18 protein-coding genes are annotated in these 16,711 nt (G+C 39.0%); 5 read left to right on the forward strand and 13 right to left on the reverse strand.

The window, feature by feature from the left end; translation table 11 throughout:
• Nucleotides 1–49: 49 nt before the first annotated feature.
• The 6 genes from ACPF64_RS14175 to ACPF64_RS14200 all read right to left on the reverse strand — a co-directional run bounded on the left by ACPF64_RS14175 (nucleotide 50) and on the right by ACPF64_RS14200 (nucleotide 5,843).
• Complete coding sequence (locus tag ACPF64_RS14175; protein WP_426454051.1) at nucleotides 50–592, reverse strand: TetR/AcrR family transcriptional regulator; 543 nt, start codon at nucleotides 590–592, stop codon at nucleotides 50–52.
• 632 nt (nucleotides 593–1,224) lie between these two features.
• On the reverse strand, nucleotides 1,225–2,091 hold the full coding sequence (locus ACPF64_RS14180; RefSeq protein ID WP_426454053.1) for a metal-dependent hydrolase: 867 nt from the start codon (nucleotides 2,089–2,091) through the stop codon (nucleotides 1,225–1,227).
• Between the two features lie 35 nt (nucleotides 2,092–2,126).
• Nucleotides 2,127–3,356, reverse strand: a complete 1,230-nt coding sequence (locus ACPF64_RS14185; RefSeq protein ID WP_426454055.1) for an NADH:flavin oxidoreductase/NADH oxidase family protein — start codon at nucleotides 3,354–3,356, stop codon at nucleotides 2,127–2,129.
• Nucleotides 3,357–3,413: 57 nt separating this feature from the next.
• Nucleotides 3,414–4,283: a metal-dependent hydrolase gene (locus ACPF64_RS14190; RefSeq protein WP_426454057.1), complete on the reverse strand. Its 870-nt coding sequence runs from the start codon at nucleotides 4,281–4,283 to the stop codon at nucleotides 3,414–3,416.
• 13 nt (nucleotides 4,284–4,296) lie between these two features.
• Complete coding sequence (locus ACPF64_RS14195; protein WP_426454059.1) at nucleotides 4,297–5,043, reverse strand: acetoacetate decarboxylase family protein; 747 nt, start codon at nucleotides 5,041–5,043, stop codon at nucleotides 4,297–4,299.
• A complete protein-coding gene (locus ACPF64_RS14200; RefSeq protein ID WP_426454061.1) occupies nucleotides 5,040–5,843 on the reverse strand; it encodes an SDR family NAD(P)-dependent oxidoreductase in 804 nt (267 codons plus the stop codon). The genes ACPF64_RS14195 and ACPF64_RS14200 overlap by 4 nt, the downstream gene beginning before the upstream one ends.
• A 109-nt stretch (nucleotides 5,844–5,952) precedes the next feature.
• Between ACPF64_RS14200 and ACPF64_RS14205 the strand changes: the two genes are divergently transcribed.
• Nucleotides 5,953–7,002, forward strand: a complete 1,050-nt coding sequence (locus ACPF64_RS14205; RefSeq protein ID WP_426454063.1) for an AraC family transcriptional regulator ligand-binding domain-containing protein — start codon at nucleotides 5,953–5,955, stop codon at nucleotides 7,000–7,002.
• A gap of 185 nt (nucleotides 7,003–7,187) precedes the next feature.
• On the opposite strand, the gene ACPF64_RS14210 is transcribed toward ACPF64_RS14205, so the two are convergent.
• The gene (locus ACPF64_RS14210) at nucleotides 7,188–8,045 is read right to left on the reverse strand and encodes an SDR family oxidoreductase (protein WP_426454065.1); all 858 of its coding nucleotides are present in this window, start codon (nucleotides 8,043–8,045) and stop codon (nucleotides 7,188–7,190) included.
• A gap of 127 nt (nucleotides 8,046–8,172) precedes the next feature.
• Here ACPF64_RS14210 and ACPF64_RS14215 point away from each other — a divergent pair, with 127 nt between their 5' ends.
• Nucleotides 8,173–8,532, forward strand: coding sequence for a winged helix-turn-helix transcriptional regulator (locus tag ACPF64_RS14215; protein ID WP_017390878.1), 360 nt, complete (start codon nucleotides 8,173–8,175; stop codon nucleotides 8,530–8,532).
• Nucleotides 8,533–8,638: 106 nt separating this feature from the next.
• On the forward strand, nucleotides 8,639–9,079 hold the full coding sequence (locus ACPF64_RS14220) for a winged helix-turn-helix transcriptional regulator (RefSeq protein WP_426454068.1): 441 nt from the start codon (nucleotides 8,639–8,641) through the stop codon (nucleotides 9,077–9,079).
• Nucleotides 9,080–9,141: 62 nt separating this feature from the next.
• On the opposite strand, the gene ACPF64_RS14225 is transcribed toward ACPF64_RS14220, so the two are convergent.
• From ACPF64_RS14225 to ACPF64_RS14240, 4 genes are read right to left on the reverse strand one after another with little or no spacing between them, the layout of a single operon-like run.
• Nucleotides 9,142–10,392, reverse strand: a complete 1,251-nt coding sequence (locus tag ACPF64_RS14225; RefSeq protein WP_056480368.1) for an NADH:flavin oxidoreductase/NADH oxidase family protein — start codon at nucleotides 10,390–10,392, stop codon at nucleotides 9,142–9,144.
• 8 nt (nucleotides 10,393–10,400) lie between these two features.
• On the reverse strand, nucleotides 10,401–10,787 hold the full coding sequence (locus ACPF64_RS14230; RefSeq protein ID WP_426454070.1) for a helicase: 387 nt from the start codon (nucleotides 10,785–10,787) through the stop codon (nucleotides 10,401–10,403).
• Nucleotides 10,788–10,834: 47 nt separating this feature from the next.
• Nucleotides 10,835–11,698: an alpha/beta fold hydrolase gene (locus tag ACPF64_RS14235; RefSeq protein WP_426454072.1), complete on the reverse strand. Its 864-nt coding sequence runs from the start codon at nucleotides 11,696–11,698 to the stop codon at nucleotides 10,835–10,837.
• A 24-nt stretch (nucleotides 11,699–11,722) separates the two neighbouring features.
• Entirely contained in the window at nucleotides 11,723–12,736 is a 1,014-nt protein-coding gene (locus tag ACPF64_RS14240) for an alpha/beta fold hydrolase (protein ID WP_426454074.1), read from the reverse strand.
• Between the two features lie 237 nt (nucleotides 12,737–12,973).
• Between ACPF64_RS14240 and ACPF64_RS14245 the strand changes: the two genes are divergently transcribed.
• Nucleotides 12,974–13,777, forward strand: a complete 804-nt coding sequence (locus tag ACPF64_RS14245; protein ID WP_426454076.1) for an oxidoreductase — start codon at nucleotides 12,974–12,976, stop codon at nucleotides 13,775–13,777.
• A 55-nt stretch (nucleotides 13,778–13,832) separates the two neighbouring features.
• The gene (locus ACPF64_RS14250) at nucleotides 13,833–14,837 is read left to right on the forward strand and encodes an NADP-dependent oxidoreductase (protein WP_426454078.1); all 1,005 of its coding nucleotides are present in this window, start codon (nucleotides 13,833–13,835) and stop codon (nucleotides 14,835–14,837) included.
• A gap of 275 nt (nucleotides 14,838–15,112) precedes the next feature.
• Here ACPF64_RS14250 and ACPF64_RS14255 read toward each other — a convergent pair whose 3' ends face one another.
• Complete coding sequence (locus ACPF64_RS14255; RefSeq protein ID WP_127492039.1) at nucleotides 15,113–15,322, reverse strand: hypothetical protein; 210 nt, start codon at nucleotides 15,320–15,322, stop codon at nucleotides 15,113–15,115.
• A gap of 227 nt (nucleotides 15,323–15,549) precedes the next feature.
• Entirely contained in the window at nucleotides 15,550–16,104 is a 555-nt protein-coding gene (locus ACPF64_RS14260; RefSeq protein WP_426454081.1) for a TetR/AcrR family transcriptional regulator, read from the reverse strand.
• Nucleotides 16,105–16,711: the final 607 nt, after the last annotated feature.

Raw genomic sequence — 16,711 nt, forward strand, 5'->3', positions numbered from 1 at the left:
TAAATTCATTCCAACCTTAAATCTATAATACCTTTATTTAATTTCCTCTTCAAAAAAACCTCCCCACCACCACATCCCTTTCATCCAAACGATTTGAGCTTAAAATCTGGAACATCAACCCATCAATTAAGTTTAAAACCATATTAGCATCAGGTTTTAGTGGGCAGTTTTCCAAACTAAAAACTAAATCAAAAAGTTCTCGAAGCAGCCATTTTCTATATTCAATTGCCATGTGGTAGGCCTGAGAGTAAATCTGTTTAATTTCAAAAATGGCTTTAAGCAATAGATAGTACAGACTATTAAAATTGACATGTAAAACAATAATCTCTTTGAGTTTATCGCTTGAGGTTCGGTAACGGCTTGAGTAAATAATTGCCAGAACTTCTTCTTTCAGTCGGCTTTTTTGAAAAGATATGCACTTTTCAATGAGGCGTTCTTTTGAGTGAAAGTAGTTATAAAAAGTGGCTTTAGGAATTTTGGATTCTTTGGCAATCAAATCTACACCCGTATTGTGAAATCCATGGATATTAAACAGCTCTATTGCGGTATGAATTACCTGTAATTTTTTGGAAGATGTTTCTAAAGTTGGCATGGTTTTACCGTTATAAATTCTTGTTGTTTCAAAAGAGATTAAAAGCCTTTGTCTTTTCTGGGAGAAAAAAAGGCACAGCAAAGCCGTAAAGACTGTGCTTGGCACATCTCAAGTTTTATTGGTTGCTAAGTTTTTTGGTCGTGACGAATTAAAGTTCGATAAGCCTAATGGCGATCAAACTGCTTTAAATTGATTTAAGTTGTGTCGAGATAGATTTTGACAGTGACTGCCAATAATTTATGAATGTGCATGGACCAACTCCTTCTTTTGGGAGTTCTGCCAAAACATTATAAATTATGGTGGCAGAACGGAAGCGGGTTGACGGACTGGTTTCAACTCCAGCACACTCGAAAGTGTCCCACTCCCGTCCTACCGCTACGGGAGGGAACGAGGTGTGCACACAAAACTATTCCTCAGAAGAAATAATCCTGATGTGGTTGAAATAACGGTCCGTCAAAACCGTCTGGCAATGTAGGCCAGCCAGCAAATGGTAATCTTCAAAAATTAAGGTGTCAATGTGAAATTGGCTAGAAATTATTTAATTAATTATTGTTTTTCATTTAATTACACAATTAAGAAAAACCTTAAATATTGGCTTAACAATTTACTTTTACAACAGCCAGTTAACTGGCCTATTTGTAGTTGCCGTCATTTAAAAATGCCAATGCTTGCTCAGTCGATCCCTCATTTAAGGGATTATGATTGGGATTAAAGTACCGCAAACAGGCACGTATTATATCGTCAACCTTAGGCACACGGTCTTGTCGAGCTGCTCGGAAATAATCTTTGAAACGAAAACGATGTGGTAATTGCGCATCCTGTTCTACTAGATTTTCGACAGCAATATAAGCCAAAACAATAAATAGCGGGAACGTGAAAGCTGCCGCCCCAACCCGAAGTACATTGCTATTGCTAAAATATCTAAACATTGCATCGGCTACTTCACGGTGCTCTACTTCTTCAGCCCCATGCCATTGCAATAGACGTAACATTTCTACATCGACAGGTGCTTGTTGTAGGCCCTCTGCATTAAGAACCCAATGCCCTAACACTCCAGTCAGATGTTCGGCAGCAGCCACCATTGCTAATCGGGTCGTTAGCCACATCGACTTTAAGCGTGGATGCTTCAATTCATAGCCTAATGGTTTTGGGCCAATCATGTCATTAAATATCCAATTCGTCATCTTGGTATAACGACTTAAATCAATTCCTAACGCCTCTATGTGCCGTGTTCCGAGAGTGTGCCCATAGCTATGAGCGCCCTCTTGTTTAATGAAAGCAATTGCTGCCTCTTTAAGTTTTTCATCTTGAATGTAAGGCAATGCATCTCTAAACGTCTGACAAAACCAACGTTCTGGTGCAGGTGTAATCGGGTTAATTGAATTTAATATTTGCGAAACTATTGGATCATCATAAATCCAATGCGTTGGCGTTTCAGTAAAATTAAATACAGGACGCCGCGGAACAATCACATGGTTTTGTCTGATTAAACTATTCATGATAATAAATCCTTATATATCAAAAGCGCTTAGCATTAATCCTGAGTCAAAATGTTAAAGCCCATACGTGGACCAAAAGCAATCAATGTACGTACTAAGCCCTTAATCGCTTTGGGTTGTTGCCCACTGCTAATACGGCGAAATTGCGAAGCATGCCAAGCGAGTTGCAAATAGGCATCAACGGGTTTGTATCCAATGACTGGAATTTTTGCTGGTTTTAATACCGATTTTCCGGCTAACAGTTGTTTTGCTAAATCTGGCTGTACTGCAAAAGGCCGAGCCAATCCAACCAAATCGACCGTACCATTGGCAACAATATGATTCATGAAATCTACATCTCGCAGCCCACCTGTTAACATCAGTGGTAATTTGCTTTGTTTACGAAGTGCGGTGGCATAGTCAATAAAATATGCATCACGCTGAGCAGAACGATCTGGTGCATAGCCTAACTGTGCAGGAGATTCATAATTCCCGCCTGAAATCTCTAATAGGTCGATCCCTTCTGCTTCTAAAGCTAATGCAATTTGTAGAGACTCTTCCTGACTTAAGCCGCCCTTTTGAAAATCGGCAGAGTTGAGTTTTACGCTTAATATTTTGTCTTTGCCTATTGCAGCTCGTACAGCTCGAACCGTTTCGATCAACATACGGCGTCGATTTTCAGGACTTCCTCCCCACCCATCTGTCCGAACGTTTGAGAGTGGTGACAAAAATTGCGAGAGTAAATAACCATGTGCGGCATGAACCTGTACGCCATCAAACCCTGCTTTAACAGCAAGCTCTGCGGTTGTAACAAAGCGTTTAATTTGCTCTAAAATATCTGCTTCAGTCATCGCTCGTGGAACACGAATAATATTCATAGCAGGTAAATCAAGCCCGACTGCTGACGGTGCGATTGGCTTTTTCAAAAGTGGCAAAACCGCAACACGACCCGGATGGTTAATCTGCATAATAATTTTGCTGCCATTGGCCTTAGCAGCCTGCGCCCATAACTTATTGGCTTGTAAAAATTGCTCATCTTGCAAAACGACATTTCGTGGCTCAACAAAAGCACGATGGTCAATCATCACATTGCCCGTAACTAACAACCCAGTTCCACCCCTTGCCCATGCTGCATAGAGTTGCTGTAAGTCTGTGGTGGGTGAGCCGTGTCGATCAGCCAATTGTTCACTCATGGCCGACTTTGCAATACGGTTGGGTATGGTTATGCCACATGCCAATTTTAATTGTTGCTGTAACGGAGAATTTGTAGATGTGGACTGTGCCATGATAATTATTCCTAAAATTGTTTGTTCTGTGAGTACTGCACAAGCATCAACTTTTGATTATTTCAGCAGCTCTTCATTGAAATATTGCTTTTTTAATAAGTTCATCATGTCCCGATTGTCATGCTGCCAAGGGTGAAAATCTGCGGAGAAAAAGTCGAGATAATGTCTGCCAATCCGTCTAACTAAACCTTGTTTTCCGAACAAATAACGAAAACCTTGATAAAGTTCTTTTAAATCTCGTTGTTTGCCAGAAGCTCGTAACAGTTCGGTTGTTCCTCTGGTGGTAATGATAAGAAAAGAAAGCGTGGTTTCTATCATGACCAGCCGTAAGAAATAAGGTCTATTAACCAAAGACTGATACACATCAAAAGCTACAGCTTTATGTTCGGTTTCCTCAATCGCATGCCATGCCCAGATTTTTCTGACATGAGTATTAAACAACTCTAAATCCTCGGGTGCGGTACTAATAAAATAGTCAGCTAGAATTGCTGTAAGGTGTTCCATACATACCGTGCAAGCAAGCTGATGAGCTGTAGAGAATTGCTCTTGCATCAAGCGATTCATCTTTTTAAAGCGCTTATAAATTCGGTCTACGGGATAACCCTTTTTCAGCATGACAGCATTGAGCACGTCATGTTCTTTACCGTGATGTGCTTCTTGACCAATAAAGGCACGGACTTGTTTAAGCAGAACAGGATCTTCAATTTTTGCCTGATAATTACGCACACTATGAATAAATTGACGTTCACCATCTGGAAATGCGCTCGATAATGCAGTCAACAACATCGTAAGCAAGGCATTGTTATCAAACCAGAACTCAGGAATTTCATCTGAAAAAGTAAAATTCATTGTTCTTACAGGAATATCAATTGAAGCCGAGATTTTAGAAAAATCATGTGTTTGTTTTGACTTAAAGAACCCATTCATCTTTATTCTCCAGTTATAAAACGCGAGGATTAAATTGGCGCAATAAAAATAACGGCGTACGTAGACGAGGTACTTGAATTGGAGGAATTAACCCACCCGATAAATCAACTCGATGTAATCTAGCCTCAATGACTTTACCTAGTCCCATATCATGTAAAGGATCATTTTCAGTACCCGTAAAACGTAAGTTCATTTCTACACGACGGACTTCAAGTGGATGTTCTTTCGGAGTAAATCGAACCTCACGTGGTAGACCAAGGCCCAATCCACCTGTGATATTACGATGTGGTAATCCTAAAATTGGAGGTGCATCATCAATGACTTCACCAAGCTTAGCTTCCATTTCAATGAGTGTCGTACCACGGCGTGAAGCATTGCTAACAATACGTTTGCCGTCATTTTCCCAACTAATCTCACCCATCTTTTTAGGATAGCCCAGCAACTCACGTCCAATAATCATGGCGCGGTCATCGTCTAAAATCATCCAAGGACAAAAGATCCCTGTTTTATTGCCTACTTTAATATGAACAAATAAACCCGCTTCATGGTAAGCACCCGTATAGACGTTTTCCGGGAAATAAGCACAGAACAAATCAGCTCTTGCAGGTTGAACCAGTGTCATCCCAGACGGTAACCAACGAGCCATCGCTTTTTCATCCACTTCAACAACAGCCGTCAAATACTGAGCATTGTGATAAAGCTTATTGCCAAGATTGGCTAAGCCCACTGGAACACTTAAATCATTGATGAGTTGTCTCATGATTTTAATCTCGAAAATACTTGTTTCAGAATTGGGAGCAAGATGATGCGCGGGGTATAACGTCCCCCAAAAGTTTGCGCCTGCGCAATAAAACCGGGAATCACAATACGGCGATTGCAATCCATGCCTTGAATCGCTTCTTTAGCTACTCTTTCAGCCGTTACCCAAACAAAATTTCCACCGACTCCATCAATTTTGGTAATTCCAGCAACTTCATTAAAACCTGTTTTAGTAGGACCCGGAGCAAGTAAAGTACAGGTCACCCCTGTACCACTTAGTTCGCTATGTAAAGACTCTGCAAATGAGTTTGCAAATGCTTTAGTTGCCGCATATGTGGCATTTGCCGGAGTGGGTTGATGACCAGAAGTAGAGCCTACTATCAGTATTGCTCCAGATTTTCGTTTGAGCATTTGTGGCAACACCGCTAAAGTCAGGTCGTGAATTGCCACACTATTGACTTCGACTTCTTCACGCTCTCGATTTGCATCTAACTCTTGAAGTCGTCCAAAAGTCGCAAAACCTGCGTTATTACAAAGAATGGAAACCTCAATACCTTCTAAATAGTGACGAAACTTAGCTCTAGCTTGTCTATCTCCCAAATCACATGGATATAAATCTACAGATATTTGATATTCAGCTTTTAGTTTTTCAGCCAGTACTTCTAATTTTTCGACACGGCGAGCGACTAAAACTAAGGAATAGCCTCGTAAAGCGAACTGTTTAGCTAACTCTTCACCAATGCCCGATGAAGCACCTGTAATCACAACGCGAGATGAGGCTCGTGGAATAGGTAGGCTCATAATTCTTGCTCAAAATAGAATAAATTGATTATTCCGAAGTTTTAACTTGAGCGTGAGATGTAGATCAGACATACTGATAATCATTTTCGGCCACAACAAAAAAAAGAATATGAAGGATCCTTATGGGCTATCCAAAGCCAGCATTCCTATTTCTTATGCTCATTTATTATTAGAAATTATGGTAGACAAAGGGTTTTCTGCGCTTGAAATTTTGAAAAAAAGTAAAATTCCTTTAACACTTTTAGACCAATTAGATGCCCGAATTACCCCTATGCAATGGTCTAAACTGGCGTGGGAAAGCTTAATATTGTCAAAAGATTCTGGCTTGGGATATGAATATGGAATAAAACTGCGTTTAACTGCTCATGGCCCAATGGGATACGCCTTAATGAGCAGCCCCAATTTACGTCAAGCCATTGAGGTTTCAACGCAATTCTTTAACATGCGATTAAAAGATTATCGTATTGCTCTGCTGGATGATCATGAATTTTCTATTATTGAAATTAAAGAAACTCACCCTGTTGTCAGCAATCAAGCCGCCCAAGCTGAAACGCTAAGACGTTTTTTTTATGAATGTTTGATGATTGGCGTGATTCAAGCTGGTCAATTTTTAAGAGAACATGATTTAGCTGATATTGAATTATGGGTGGACTGGTCAGAACCTACTTATCACAAAGCTTATCAACACCTCTTACCTACTATTCATTTTAATCAACCGACTAATCAAATTCGGTATAAAAAACAGCTTCTAGATTTACCTATTAAAATGGCAGATCCGATTGCTTTCAAACAAGCTTTAGCCCAATGTGAAGCTGAGCAACTCCGCTTTTCCGAACAAATTAAAGATATATGCCTGACCGTAAAAGCAGAGTTAAATTTAAAACCACAACTCGGTTACCCCACTTTTGATGAAATTGCGAATCGCTTAAATATGTCGAGTCGAACACTGAGGCGCCACTTAAGCCAAGTCGGCTCTTCATATGTGCAATTACTCGAAGAAGCACAACAAAAAGAAGCTGAAAACTTATTACTCAATAGTGATATGGAAATACAAGAGATTGCGCTTTATCTAGGCTATATCCAGCCCACAAATTTCACACGTGCCTTTAAGAAATGGACTGGAATGACGCCAATCCAATTCCGAAAGAAAGAAATATAAAAACTAAACTATCACAAACAAACGTGTGCATCTTGCTTTAAAGCATTTGGTTTGGTTGTTATTTGCTGACTCAATAATTCGGTCTACCCCGACTTTATGAAAGTCTTATTCATTCAAATATACAAAAGGCCTAAATCGGAAAAATTTAAGCCTTTTGTTTTTAGATAAGAGCTTATAGCATTAACTTAAGATAAGAATTCTTTAATCGTCTCTTGCATACTTGTAGTGGCACGACCAATTAACTGATGTAGATCTTTGCTATCACTATACAAGCCGCCTTTAGATACGCCTTCATCTGAATCTGCCAATATGCCAGCAAACCCTTCTGGTATACCCAATTGTACCAAGAGTGCTTTATATTCCTCTTCTGGTAGGTCTTGGTAAATTACTTCTTTTTTGCTAATTTCACTTGCCCATTTTGCTACATCATCAAGGATATAACTCGTATCACCCGCTAGTTCATAAACTTTATTTTCATATCCGTCTTGCGTTAATACCACAGCGGCAGCAGTCGCATAGTCTAAGCGTGAAGCAGAAGCAATTTTGCCATGATGGGTTGCCCCAAAAATTTTGCCATGCTCAACTGCTTGTGTAAGTCCCATTGCATAGTTTTCGCTGTACCAGTTATTACGTAATAGCGTATATGGGATATCCGATTTTTTTAAATATTGTTCAGTTTCAACATGTTCTTGTGCTAATAGAAGTGGTGATGTATCTGCATTTAATAAACTCGTGTAAACAATAAATTTTACGTCTGCAAGTTTTGCCGCATTAATCACATTTTGATGTTGTACTGTACGTTGACCAATTTCATTTGACGAGATTAATAAAAGCTTATCAATACCAGCCAATTGTGCTGAAAGTTTATCTGCATCTTGAACATAATCAAAAGCACGAACCTCTACCCCTTTTGCGCTTAAGTCTGCTGCTTTTTCAGGGCTGCGGACTAATGCCACAATATTTTTTGCGTCAGTCCGTTCGAGTAATTGAGAAATAACCAATTGGCCGAGTTGACCTGATGCACCAGTAACTGCAATACGCATGATGATCTCCATCTGATGTAGTTGATATATTCCAATCATCGTAGTACCTTAACTTACTAAAAGTAAGTACTTACCTAAAAGTAAGTTTAGAAACAAATGTAAACTTTTGTAATAAAGGTGGTACGCGATGAAAGGATATGTTTTTGCAGCAGATTGTCCCTCTCGAAAAATTTTATTAACTCTCACGAGCCGTTGGAGTGTTTTGATTTTAGTTGCACTTCGAGATCAACGTCTGCGTTTTAATGAGTTAAAGAAACTAATTGATGGCATTAGTGAAAAGATGTTGGCACAAACCCTAAAAACGCTTGAGCACGATGGTTTTATCGTACGTCAGGATTATGCAGAAATACCGCCTCGCGTAGATTATCAATTAACAGACTTTGGACGCGAGGCTTCCGAACGACTTTTTGATTTAACTACTTGGCTTGAAAATAATTTATCCAAGTTATTAGAAAGTCAGCCTAGTGCAGACATAGTTCAAAATTGACTCGGGACATAGAGTTATTATTGTATATTTAGCATTCAAACTCGCTTAATTCGCTACTTTGTGTTAGTATTGTTTTAGTAGTTACTATTGAGTTTATTAATTCGATATGAGTAAAAATAGCAATCTAGAAGTCTGCCCAATCGCCAGAAGCCTTTCAGTACTAGGTGATGCGTGGAGCATGTTGATATTACGAGATGCTCATGCGGGTTTCACTCGTTTTGATCAGTTTCGTAAAAGTTTAGGTATTGCACCTACAATGCTAACAAAACGTTTGTCTGTGTTGGTAGATGAAGGCTTACTTGAAAAAAGACAATATTCTGAACACCCACCGCGTGAAGAGTATGTATTAACTCAAGCAGGCAAAGACTTCTTACCTGTTTTATTTGTGATTGGCACATGGGGTCGAAAATACAAACCTTATGAACAGCCTGAAAAAATGGTGACTTTCCTTGATGCAGAACAAGGTACTGAAATCAAACCTATTGTGTTAGACCAAATGACGGGAGCTGAAATTGGCACTCGCCCTATTCGCCTAAAAAGCGAATAATATAAATATAAAAAAGCACTCAATGGGAGTGCTTTTTATTGGCCTGATGTAAAATAAATTGGTTATTTTGCTCGGCTACGTTTGGTTGCATAGGTTCCCCAACCACTGAGTAAAACTGATTTAATAAATGCCCATAACCCACTTTCTTTAGGTTTCGGCTCTTTACCTTTACCAATCCGTTTGAGTTGTTGGGTATACCAAAGTACTTCCATAATCCCCAAACTATCAATTTTTTTGATGCCAGTTTTGATGGGTTGCACTGACTGAAAACCATTTTTTCCTGCCAGTAAAGATTTGGGTACATCAGGTTCAATTGCCATAAGTCTTGCAATTCCAATGACATCACAGGCATGGGACTGCAAAGCTTGATCCATACCTTCTACAGTTCGGAATCCACCTGTTACCATCAACGGCGTTTTTACGAGTGTTCTCACCTTTTCTGCGAAATCAATAAAGAAAGCTTCGCGTGCGATTGTCGATGCTTTTTGTGGAGCTTTGGCTACTCCAGATTCGTAGGTACCACCCGATATTTCAATCAGGTCAATGCCTGCATTCGCTAATGCCTGAATTGTTTCTAACGAGTCTTGCTCGGTAAACCCGCCTTTTTGAAAGTCTGCCGAGTTAAGCTTAATCGCAATAGGAAACTCTTTACCGACTTGTTTTCGGATCTCTGCATAAACTTCCATCAAGAAACGGCGACGTTTTTCTGGTGTACCACCCCACTCGTCATTTCTTAAATTGTGCAAAGGTGACAAAAACTGGTTAATCAGATAACCATGTGCAGCATGAATCTCGACTCCACTAAATCCAGCCTTTTTACATATCGCAGCGCTACGACCAAAACGCTGAATAATTTCTAAAATCTCTTCGTGTGTTGCTTCATCAGGTGTTGCAAATAAAGACTGCATTTCTGCACCAAATGGCACTGCCGATGCAGAAATGTTACGTACATTTAATCCTTTCGGTGATTGTTTTCCCGGATGATTTAACTGTGCCCACAATTGAGAACCTTGTTCGGTCACGGTTTTTGCCCATTTCTGTAAAATTGCAAAATCACGCTCATCCTCAACCACCACATTGCCAGCCTCACCTAAGGCTTTGCGGTCAATCATAATGTTGCCAGTTATGATCATCCCAATCCCTGATGCGGCCCAACGCTGGTATAGCCGAACATGTTTTTCGTTTGGATTATTTGAATAGCTGGCTAAAGTTTCACTGGTTGCAGCCTTCGCTAACCGGTTTGGAATGATGACACCATTCGGTAAAGTTAAAGGCTGATTCAAAAGATTCGTTTTTAATTGCAGATGAGTCATGGCTTATCTCACACAGTTAAAGAGGGTTTTGAATGGGGTTGAATAAAGTCCACTAAACTTTGAAACCACATCACATCCACAAAATTTCCGGTAATGACAAGGTCTTGTGTTTTAAGTGCAGTTAAAAAAGTGTTTACACTGTCTTTCGCTGACAACACGGCAAACCCTTTGCTACCCGTTTTAAACGTAAAGGTAAAACTTGGTGACTTGGTTATCCCTGAGTAAGAGTTAATCTTGCCATTTTTCACTTCGAAATAGCGGCCTTCACCACTTGCTGTTTGAATCTGAAAGATGACATTTTTATCTTTCACATAAGCTGCGCATTTCGGGTTCTTTTTTACAGCACGCTGCATGAGCTTGGTCAGCATCCACAGCAATAATTTAAATTTCATCATATTTATCTTCTTGATTCATCAAATTGAATGGACCGAACTCATGGGCATTATTCATCTAAAAACTGGATTGCATGTTTTACGAAGCGTTCAGGGTACTGAAATTGGGCACCATGTCCTGCATCGGGATAAATAAATAGCTGAGCATTTGGAATGTTAAGTGCCATGTGATATGCATTGATGGTTGGAATCATCACATCATCGACACCATTTAAAATGAAAGTAGGTTGTTTAATCTCACGTAAATGTGCAAAAGGATCTTGTTCATCAAGTTTAGGTAAAAAATGCATATTGGCTTCTATCTGTGCCTGCATGACTTCAACTGAGCTTGCTGGATCTTGGTTTTTACGCTCATGGCGACGTTGCCAAAATTCATGCCCCGCCTGAATAGCGGCTTCAGATCGGCCAAAAAATAAAAAGAGGAAGTTTTCTTCAGAAGGCACAGCAGTTGTTGCATGCTTCAATACCAAAGCGGCAACTTCTGGATCATCTCCACGTGGTTTGCCACCTCTTGGTCCCGTACCTAAAAGCATTAGTTTTCTGACGAGTTCAGGATGGCGACGTACTAAATCTTGTGCCTGAAACCCGCCCAGTGAAAAGCCTAATAGGTCAACCTGCTTTAAGCCTAATGCACGAATGACTGCTGCTGCGTCGTCTGCCATATCTTCAATACGAGTACGGGGCTGGCCTGTAGATGAAGCAACGCCGCGACCGTTAAACAAAATGACTTCACGTCCTTGCGCTAAACTATCAGTAATCAGTGGATCCCAATTGTCTAAACCACCTCGGAAATGCTGAAGAAAAAATAGCGGTGGTTGCCCTGCATTTGAGTTACCCCATCGACGATAGGCAAAATTTGCTCCATCTACTTCAATGAATTGGGTCTCGGCTGTTTGGTGTGTAATTGTTGTCATGGTCATAGTCCTAAATTTAAGTTCTTATTTAGCTAAGAATGTAAGTGATTGTTTTACAAAATCTTCATTAAACTGAAATATTCCCCCATGACCTGCATCTGGATAGATTACAAGTGAACTATTCGGTAAACGCTTTGCTAAATCATAAGTATTTACTGTTGGCACCATTCGGTCATGATCACCGTTGGCAACAAGAACAGGTTGTTGAATCACAGAAAGGTCAGCAGGTTTTTTACTTCCCCATTTTTTTAATGCTTTGAGCTGGGCACGATAGGCAGAAATGGTGATTTCTTTATCACGGTTTTCAGTACGTTCATTAATACGTTGAATAAAGGCTTTTGCAGAAGCTTTACCATTTTCTGTACGAGTGAAGAAAAGATAAACCTTAGGGTCTTGACCAGTCACCATTCCACGAATTAAATCCCAATTAGAAACTCGCCCGACTGTACTGATTCCAGTACCACCCGCAGGGCCAGTTCCCGATAAAATCATTTTTCGAACCAAATTCGGCTGTTTTAGCACAATCTCTTGTGAAATCATGCCGCCCATCGAGAAGCCGAATAAATCAACCTGCTTAAAGCCTTTTGCTTGAATGAAAGTAATCGCATCATCTGCCATTTGTTCAATTGACTTTGCTGGTTCACCAGTCGAGGCACCAACGCCGCGATTATCAAACACAACAACATGATGTTTAGCCGCAATTCCATCAATAATTCGTGGATCCCAGTTATCTAGTACAGCAGCTAAATGGTTTAAGAAAATGACAGGCGTTCCACCGTTTTGTTGACCATATTCTCGGTAAGCGAAGTTAACGCCACCTGCACTAATAAATTGAGTTGGTACATTCTTCCAATTTGTATCTTGCTCGGCGTGTTGCCCTGCTTGCGGATTGCTAACAGCACTTGATGACACTTTATGTGCCTGAATTGATGGTTCATTAAAAGAAACCGATGGCACAACCTCTGCCTGAGTTAAGGGAGCACTAAAAATAGATATCGCCGTCAAACTCATAGCAACTGTATTTAATAAAAAATTCATTTCTCTGATCCTCAAATTTAATTCATTGATCTGATTCATCTGTTTTTTATGAGTGATCTTCCAAAGGGAGAAAAGATAAAAACAGAGTAAGTATCGATTTAATACCCACTATACGCATGTAAAAAAATATTGTCACTATCTTTTTAGTAGTAACTATTTTATTTTTAGATTATGATTAAAAAATCAAGTCGAAATTCATTTGTTAATTGACTACAAAATTTAAGTAAGGAACATGATATGACCAGCAAAGTAGTTCTAATTACAGGCGCATCTTCTGGTATTGGTTTAGCAACAGCAAACCTTTTACATGAGGCTGGATTTATTGTTTATGGCACAAGCCGACAAGCAAAAGATTCATCAAAATACAAATTCCATCTTATTGAGTTAGACGTAAATCAAGACAATTCAGTTGCCCAAGCCGTTGAGAAAGTAATCGCAACCGAAGGAAAAATTGATGTCTTAATTAATAATGCTGGGTTTGCAATAGCGCCTGCTGGTGCCGAAGAAAGCTCAATGCAACAAGCACAGGCTATTTTTGATACCAACTTTTTTGGTGCGGTTCGAATGACTCGTGCAGTGATTCCCCATATGCGTCAAAAAAAATCAGGATTGATCTTAAATATCAGTTCAATTCTTGGGCTTTTACCTCTGCCTTTTGGCGCACTTTACTCTGCATCAAAACATGCACTTGAAGGTTACTCTGAATCTTTAGATCACGAATTAAGATCTCAAGGCATTCGTGTGTCACTTATTGAACCTGCTTACACCAATACGTCTTTGGGAGTAAACTTACTCGAAGCAGACAATAAAATTTCTTTTTACGATCAAACGCGTGAAAAGCTACATAAACAAATGATTAATTCAATTAATAAGTCAGATGACCCAAGTGTGGTTGCCAATACAATTTTAACCGTCATTCAAAGCCAACAGGTCGTAGCACGCTACACAGCAGGAAAAACTGCAAAAAGCTTAAAAGCGTTAAGACGATTTGCACCTGCAAAGATCTTTGACAAATTAATTCACCGCAGCTTGAAAGTTTAGAACTAACCCAAGCCTATAAAACTTTAAAAATAATTTCGAGAAATAGAGGTTTCAAATGAAAGCAGCCTACATTAGCCGTTATGGCAACATTGATGACGTACAGCTCAATGAACAATCTCAACCACCACTAACAGCAGACGCTGTGCTTGTTAAAGTTCATGCTGCAAGTATTAACCCTCTCGACTTAAAAGTTTTAGAGGGTGAACTTAAAGCAATTCTGCCACTGAAGTTTCCTTTCATATTAGGCAATGATTTTGCAGGTACAGTCGTAGAAGTTGGATCGAACGTTACTCAGTTTAAAGCTGGAGATGAAGTCTATGCCAAGACAGATTTAAACGGTGCTTTTGCTGAATATACTGTGGTTCAACAGTCTTCACTTGCACTTAAACCTCAAAATCTTTCTATGGAGCAGGCGGCCTCTTTACCTTTAGTTACATTAACAGCATGGCAAGCTCTGGTTGAAATGGCAAAAGTTCAGCCAGGACAAAAAGTACTGATTCATGCAGGTTCAGGTGGTGTTGGCTCAATCGCAATTCAACTTGCCAAATCGTTAGGGGCTATTGTTGCAACTACAACAAGTGGTAAAAATGCTCGTTGGGTTAGAGAGCTAGGCGCCGACATCATTGTTGACTATAAAACGACAGATTTTGAGCAAGAACTTAAAGACTATGACGTGGTTTTAGATACGCAAGGTGGAAAAGCCTTAGAGAAATCACTCAATGTACTTAAACGTGATGGGCGACTTATCAGTCTTGCAGGTCCACCCGATCAAGCTACTACAGAAGCATTTAATCTGAACCGTTTTCTAAAATGTGTTATCCCGCTTCTAAGCTGGTCAATCCGACATAAAGCAAAAAAACGTGGCGTTACCTATTCATTTCTATTTATGCAGCCAAATGGTCAGCAGCTCTCAAAAATTTCCGAATTGGTCGAAGCTGGAAAAATTAAACCCGTAGTTGACCAAATCTATGACTTTATTCAAATTAAAGAAGCGCTCCAATATGTAAATACGGGCCGAGCAAAAGGGAAAGTTGTTTTAAATAATATTGCTGAACTTTGAGCATTTATTTAAATAAAAAACACTACGAATGGTCAAATCATTAAAGATCTTAATTACCCGACCATTCGTAGTAGCTTTATAAAATCAAAAGTAATTTCTAGTCTATTTCTTCATTGGTATTCTTAAATGACTATGCCAATGAGGACAAGAATATTCCTTAAATAAAAAATCATGATATTTATAGGATGCTTTCTGCTACAAGAAATCGGCTTAAATACGTATAAAAAGACCTCAATGAGATATTGAGGTTTTTTTATACATTTGCGATAGTTTTATCAGTTTTGCTGATCTTTTTGCCGCTGTATATCTTTCTGATCTTTCACGTTTTGTTGTCGCTGTTGATTTGGTATATGGTGTTGGTATTGGTGTTTTTGTTGCTGTTGTTGATCCTGTTGGTTTTGCTCGAATTGTTGATCTTGCAGTTTATTTTGGCGATCTTGATCACTCTCTTGTTGCCGGTGTAGATCACTTTTTTGATTAGCCATATTAATTGTCCATTCTTTAATATGATTCATTTTTACATTTACATACTTATCATTATAAGGCTACCTACTTCATGTGACATTTTCTTTCATTGTAAATTTTATGATTGAAGATAAAAATATATGACTAATAAAGATGCATTTATTTAAATTTTCTAAAAATATAAATTACATTGACTACTTGAGAAAACAAATTTTATTTTAGATTCATAGATTAAAATGCTTTTCTCTCACCCCAACCCCAACAAAAAATACTCAAGCAATCTCTCCCGTTCATCTGGTTTGCTCGGGTCTAAAAGCTGAACCATCGCGCCATCTATCACAAACAAAAACATGTGCGCATCTTGTTTTGAAGCATTTGCGTTGGTTGTTAAAAGCAGATTATAAATTTCCTTGATCAACCAGTTTCGATAGTCAATTACGACCTGATACGCCTTTGGATGTGTTTTCGCAATTTCAAAAATAGCTTTAAACGGCAAATGATATAGCCCTTCTAAATCGGCATGTAAAAAGTATATTTTGCGAAGCTTTTCAACTAGCCTTAAGTCTTTTTGAATATAAATAATTGAAAGTACTTCTTCTTTTAAACCATCTTTTTGAAAGGTCAGGCTCATTTCAATGAGACGTTCTTTTGAGTGAAAATAATTATAAAACGTGGCTTTCGGGATTTTTGCTGCTTCAATAATTCGGTCTACCCCGACATTGTGAAAGCCATGTTTATTAAAAAGATATCTTGCAGAATGAAGCACGCTTAAAGCACGAAATGGAAGATCTGAATGTGGCATAGTTTTACCGTTATAAAATAAATTTTTGTTGTATATAAATGAGATATAAAAAAGCCTTGACCCTTTTAAGGGTAAAAAAGGCATAGCAAAGCCATAAAGACTGTGCTTGGCACATCTCAAGTTTTATTGTTGCTAAGTTTTTAAACGAAATGATTTAAAGTTCGACAAGCCTAAAGGCCATCAAACCATTTAAAGATGGGTTAAGTGGTGTCGATATAGCTTTTGGCAAAGGCTGCCAAGAAATAATGAATGTGCAAAGCCAACTCCTTTAAGTATGGAGTTCTGCCGAAACATTATAAATTATGGTGGCAGAACGGAAGCAGGTTGACGGACTGGTTTGAACTCCAGCACACTCGAAAGTGTCCCACTCCCGTCCTACCGCTACGGGAGGGAACGAGGTGTGCACACAAGACTGTTCCTCAGAAGAAATAGTCCTGATGTGGTTCAAATATCGGTCCGTCAAAACCGACTGGCAATGTAGGCCAGCCCGCAAATGGTAATCTGCAATATTTAAGGTGTCAATGTGAAATTGGCTAGAAAATATTTAATTAATTATTGTTTTTCATTTAATTACATAATTAAGAATATCCTTAAATGTAAGCTTAAC

The organism is Acinetobacter sp. KB005 (assembly GCF_049949095.1).
GTDB classification, from domain to species: Bacteria; Pseudomonadota; Gammaproteobacteria; order Pseudomonadales; family Moraxellaceae; genus Acinetobacter; species Acinetobacter calcoaceticus.

What these genes read in the sequence shown, in the direction of transcription:
- ACPF64_RS14175 (WP_426454051.1), bottom strand. Translation starts at nt 592, where the DNA reads ATGCCAACTTTAGAAACATCTTCCAAAAAATTACAGGTAATTCATACC.
- ACPF64_RS14180 (WP_426454053.1), bottom strand. Translation starts at nt 2,091, where the DNA reads ATGAATAGTTTAATCAGACAAAACCATGTGATTGTTCCGCGGCGTCCT.
- ACPF64_RS14185 (WP_426454055.1), bottom strand. Translation starts at nt 3,356, where the DNA reads ATGGCACAGTCCACATCTACAAATTCTCCGTTACAGCAACAATTAAAA.
- ACPF64_RS14190 (WP_426454057.1), bottom strand. Translation starts at nt 4,283, where the DNA reads ATGAATGGGTTCTTTAAGTCAAAACAAACACATGATTTTTCTAAAATC.
- ACPF64_RS14195 (WP_426454059.1), bottom strand. Translation starts at nt 5,043, where the DNA reads ATGAGACAACTCATCAATGATTTAAGTGTTCCAGTGGGCTTAGCCAAT.
- ACPF64_RS14200 (WP_426454061.1), bottom strand. Translation starts at nt 5,843, where the DNA reads ATGAGCCTACCTATTCCACGAGCCTCATCTCGCGTTGTGATTACAGGT.
- ACPF64_RS14205 (WP_426454063.1), top strand. Translation starts at nt 5,953, where the DNA reads ATGAAGGATCCTTATGGGCTATCCAAAGCCAGCATTCCTATTTCTTAT.
- ACPF64_RS14210 (WP_426454065.1), bottom strand. Translation starts at nt 8,045, where the DNA reads ATGCGTATTGCAGTTACTGGTGCATCAGGTCAACTCGGCCAATTGGTT.
- ACPF64_RS14215 (WP_017390878.1), top strand. Translation starts at nt 8,173, where the DNA reads ATGAAAGGATATGTTTTTGCAGCAGATTGTCCCTCTCGAAAAATTTTA.
- ACPF64_RS14220 (WP_426454068.1), top strand. Translation starts at nt 8,639, where the DNA reads ATGAGTAAAAATAGCAATCTAGAAGTCTGCCCAATCGCCAGAAGCCTT.
- ACPF64_RS14225 (WP_056480368.1), bottom strand. Translation starts at nt 10,392, where the DNA reads ATGACTCATCTGCAATTAAAAACGAATCTTTTGAATCAGCCTTTAACT.
- ACPF64_RS14230 (WP_426454070.1), bottom strand. Translation starts at nt 10,787, where the DNA reads ATGATGAAATTTAAATTATTGCTGTGGATGCTGACCAAGCTCATGCAG.
- ACPF64_RS14235 (WP_426454072.1), bottom strand. Translation starts at nt 11,698, where the DNA reads ATGACAACAATTACACACCAAACAGCCGAGACCCAATTCATTGAAGTA.
- ACPF64_RS14240 (WP_426454074.1), bottom strand. Translation starts at nt 12,736, where the DNA reads ATGAATTTTTTATTAAATACAGTTGCTATGAGTTTGACGGCGATATCT.
- ACPF64_RS14245 (WP_426454076.1), top strand. Translation starts at nt 12,974, where the DNA reads ATGACCAGCAAAGTAGTTCTAATTACAGGCGCATCTTCTGGTATTGGT.
- ACPF64_RS14250 (WP_426454078.1), top strand. Translation starts at nt 13,833, where the DNA reads ATGAAAGCAGCCTACATTAGCCGTTATGGCAACATTGATGACGTACAG.
- ACPF64_RS14255 (WP_127492039.1), bottom strand. Translation starts at nt 15,322, where the DNA reads ATGGCTAATCAAAAAAGTGATCTACACCGGCAACAAGAGAGTGATCAA.
- ACPF64_RS14260 (WP_426454081.1), bottom strand. Translation starts at nt 16,104, where the DNA reads ATGCCACATTCAGATCTTCCATTTCGTGCTTTAAGCGTGCTTCATTCT.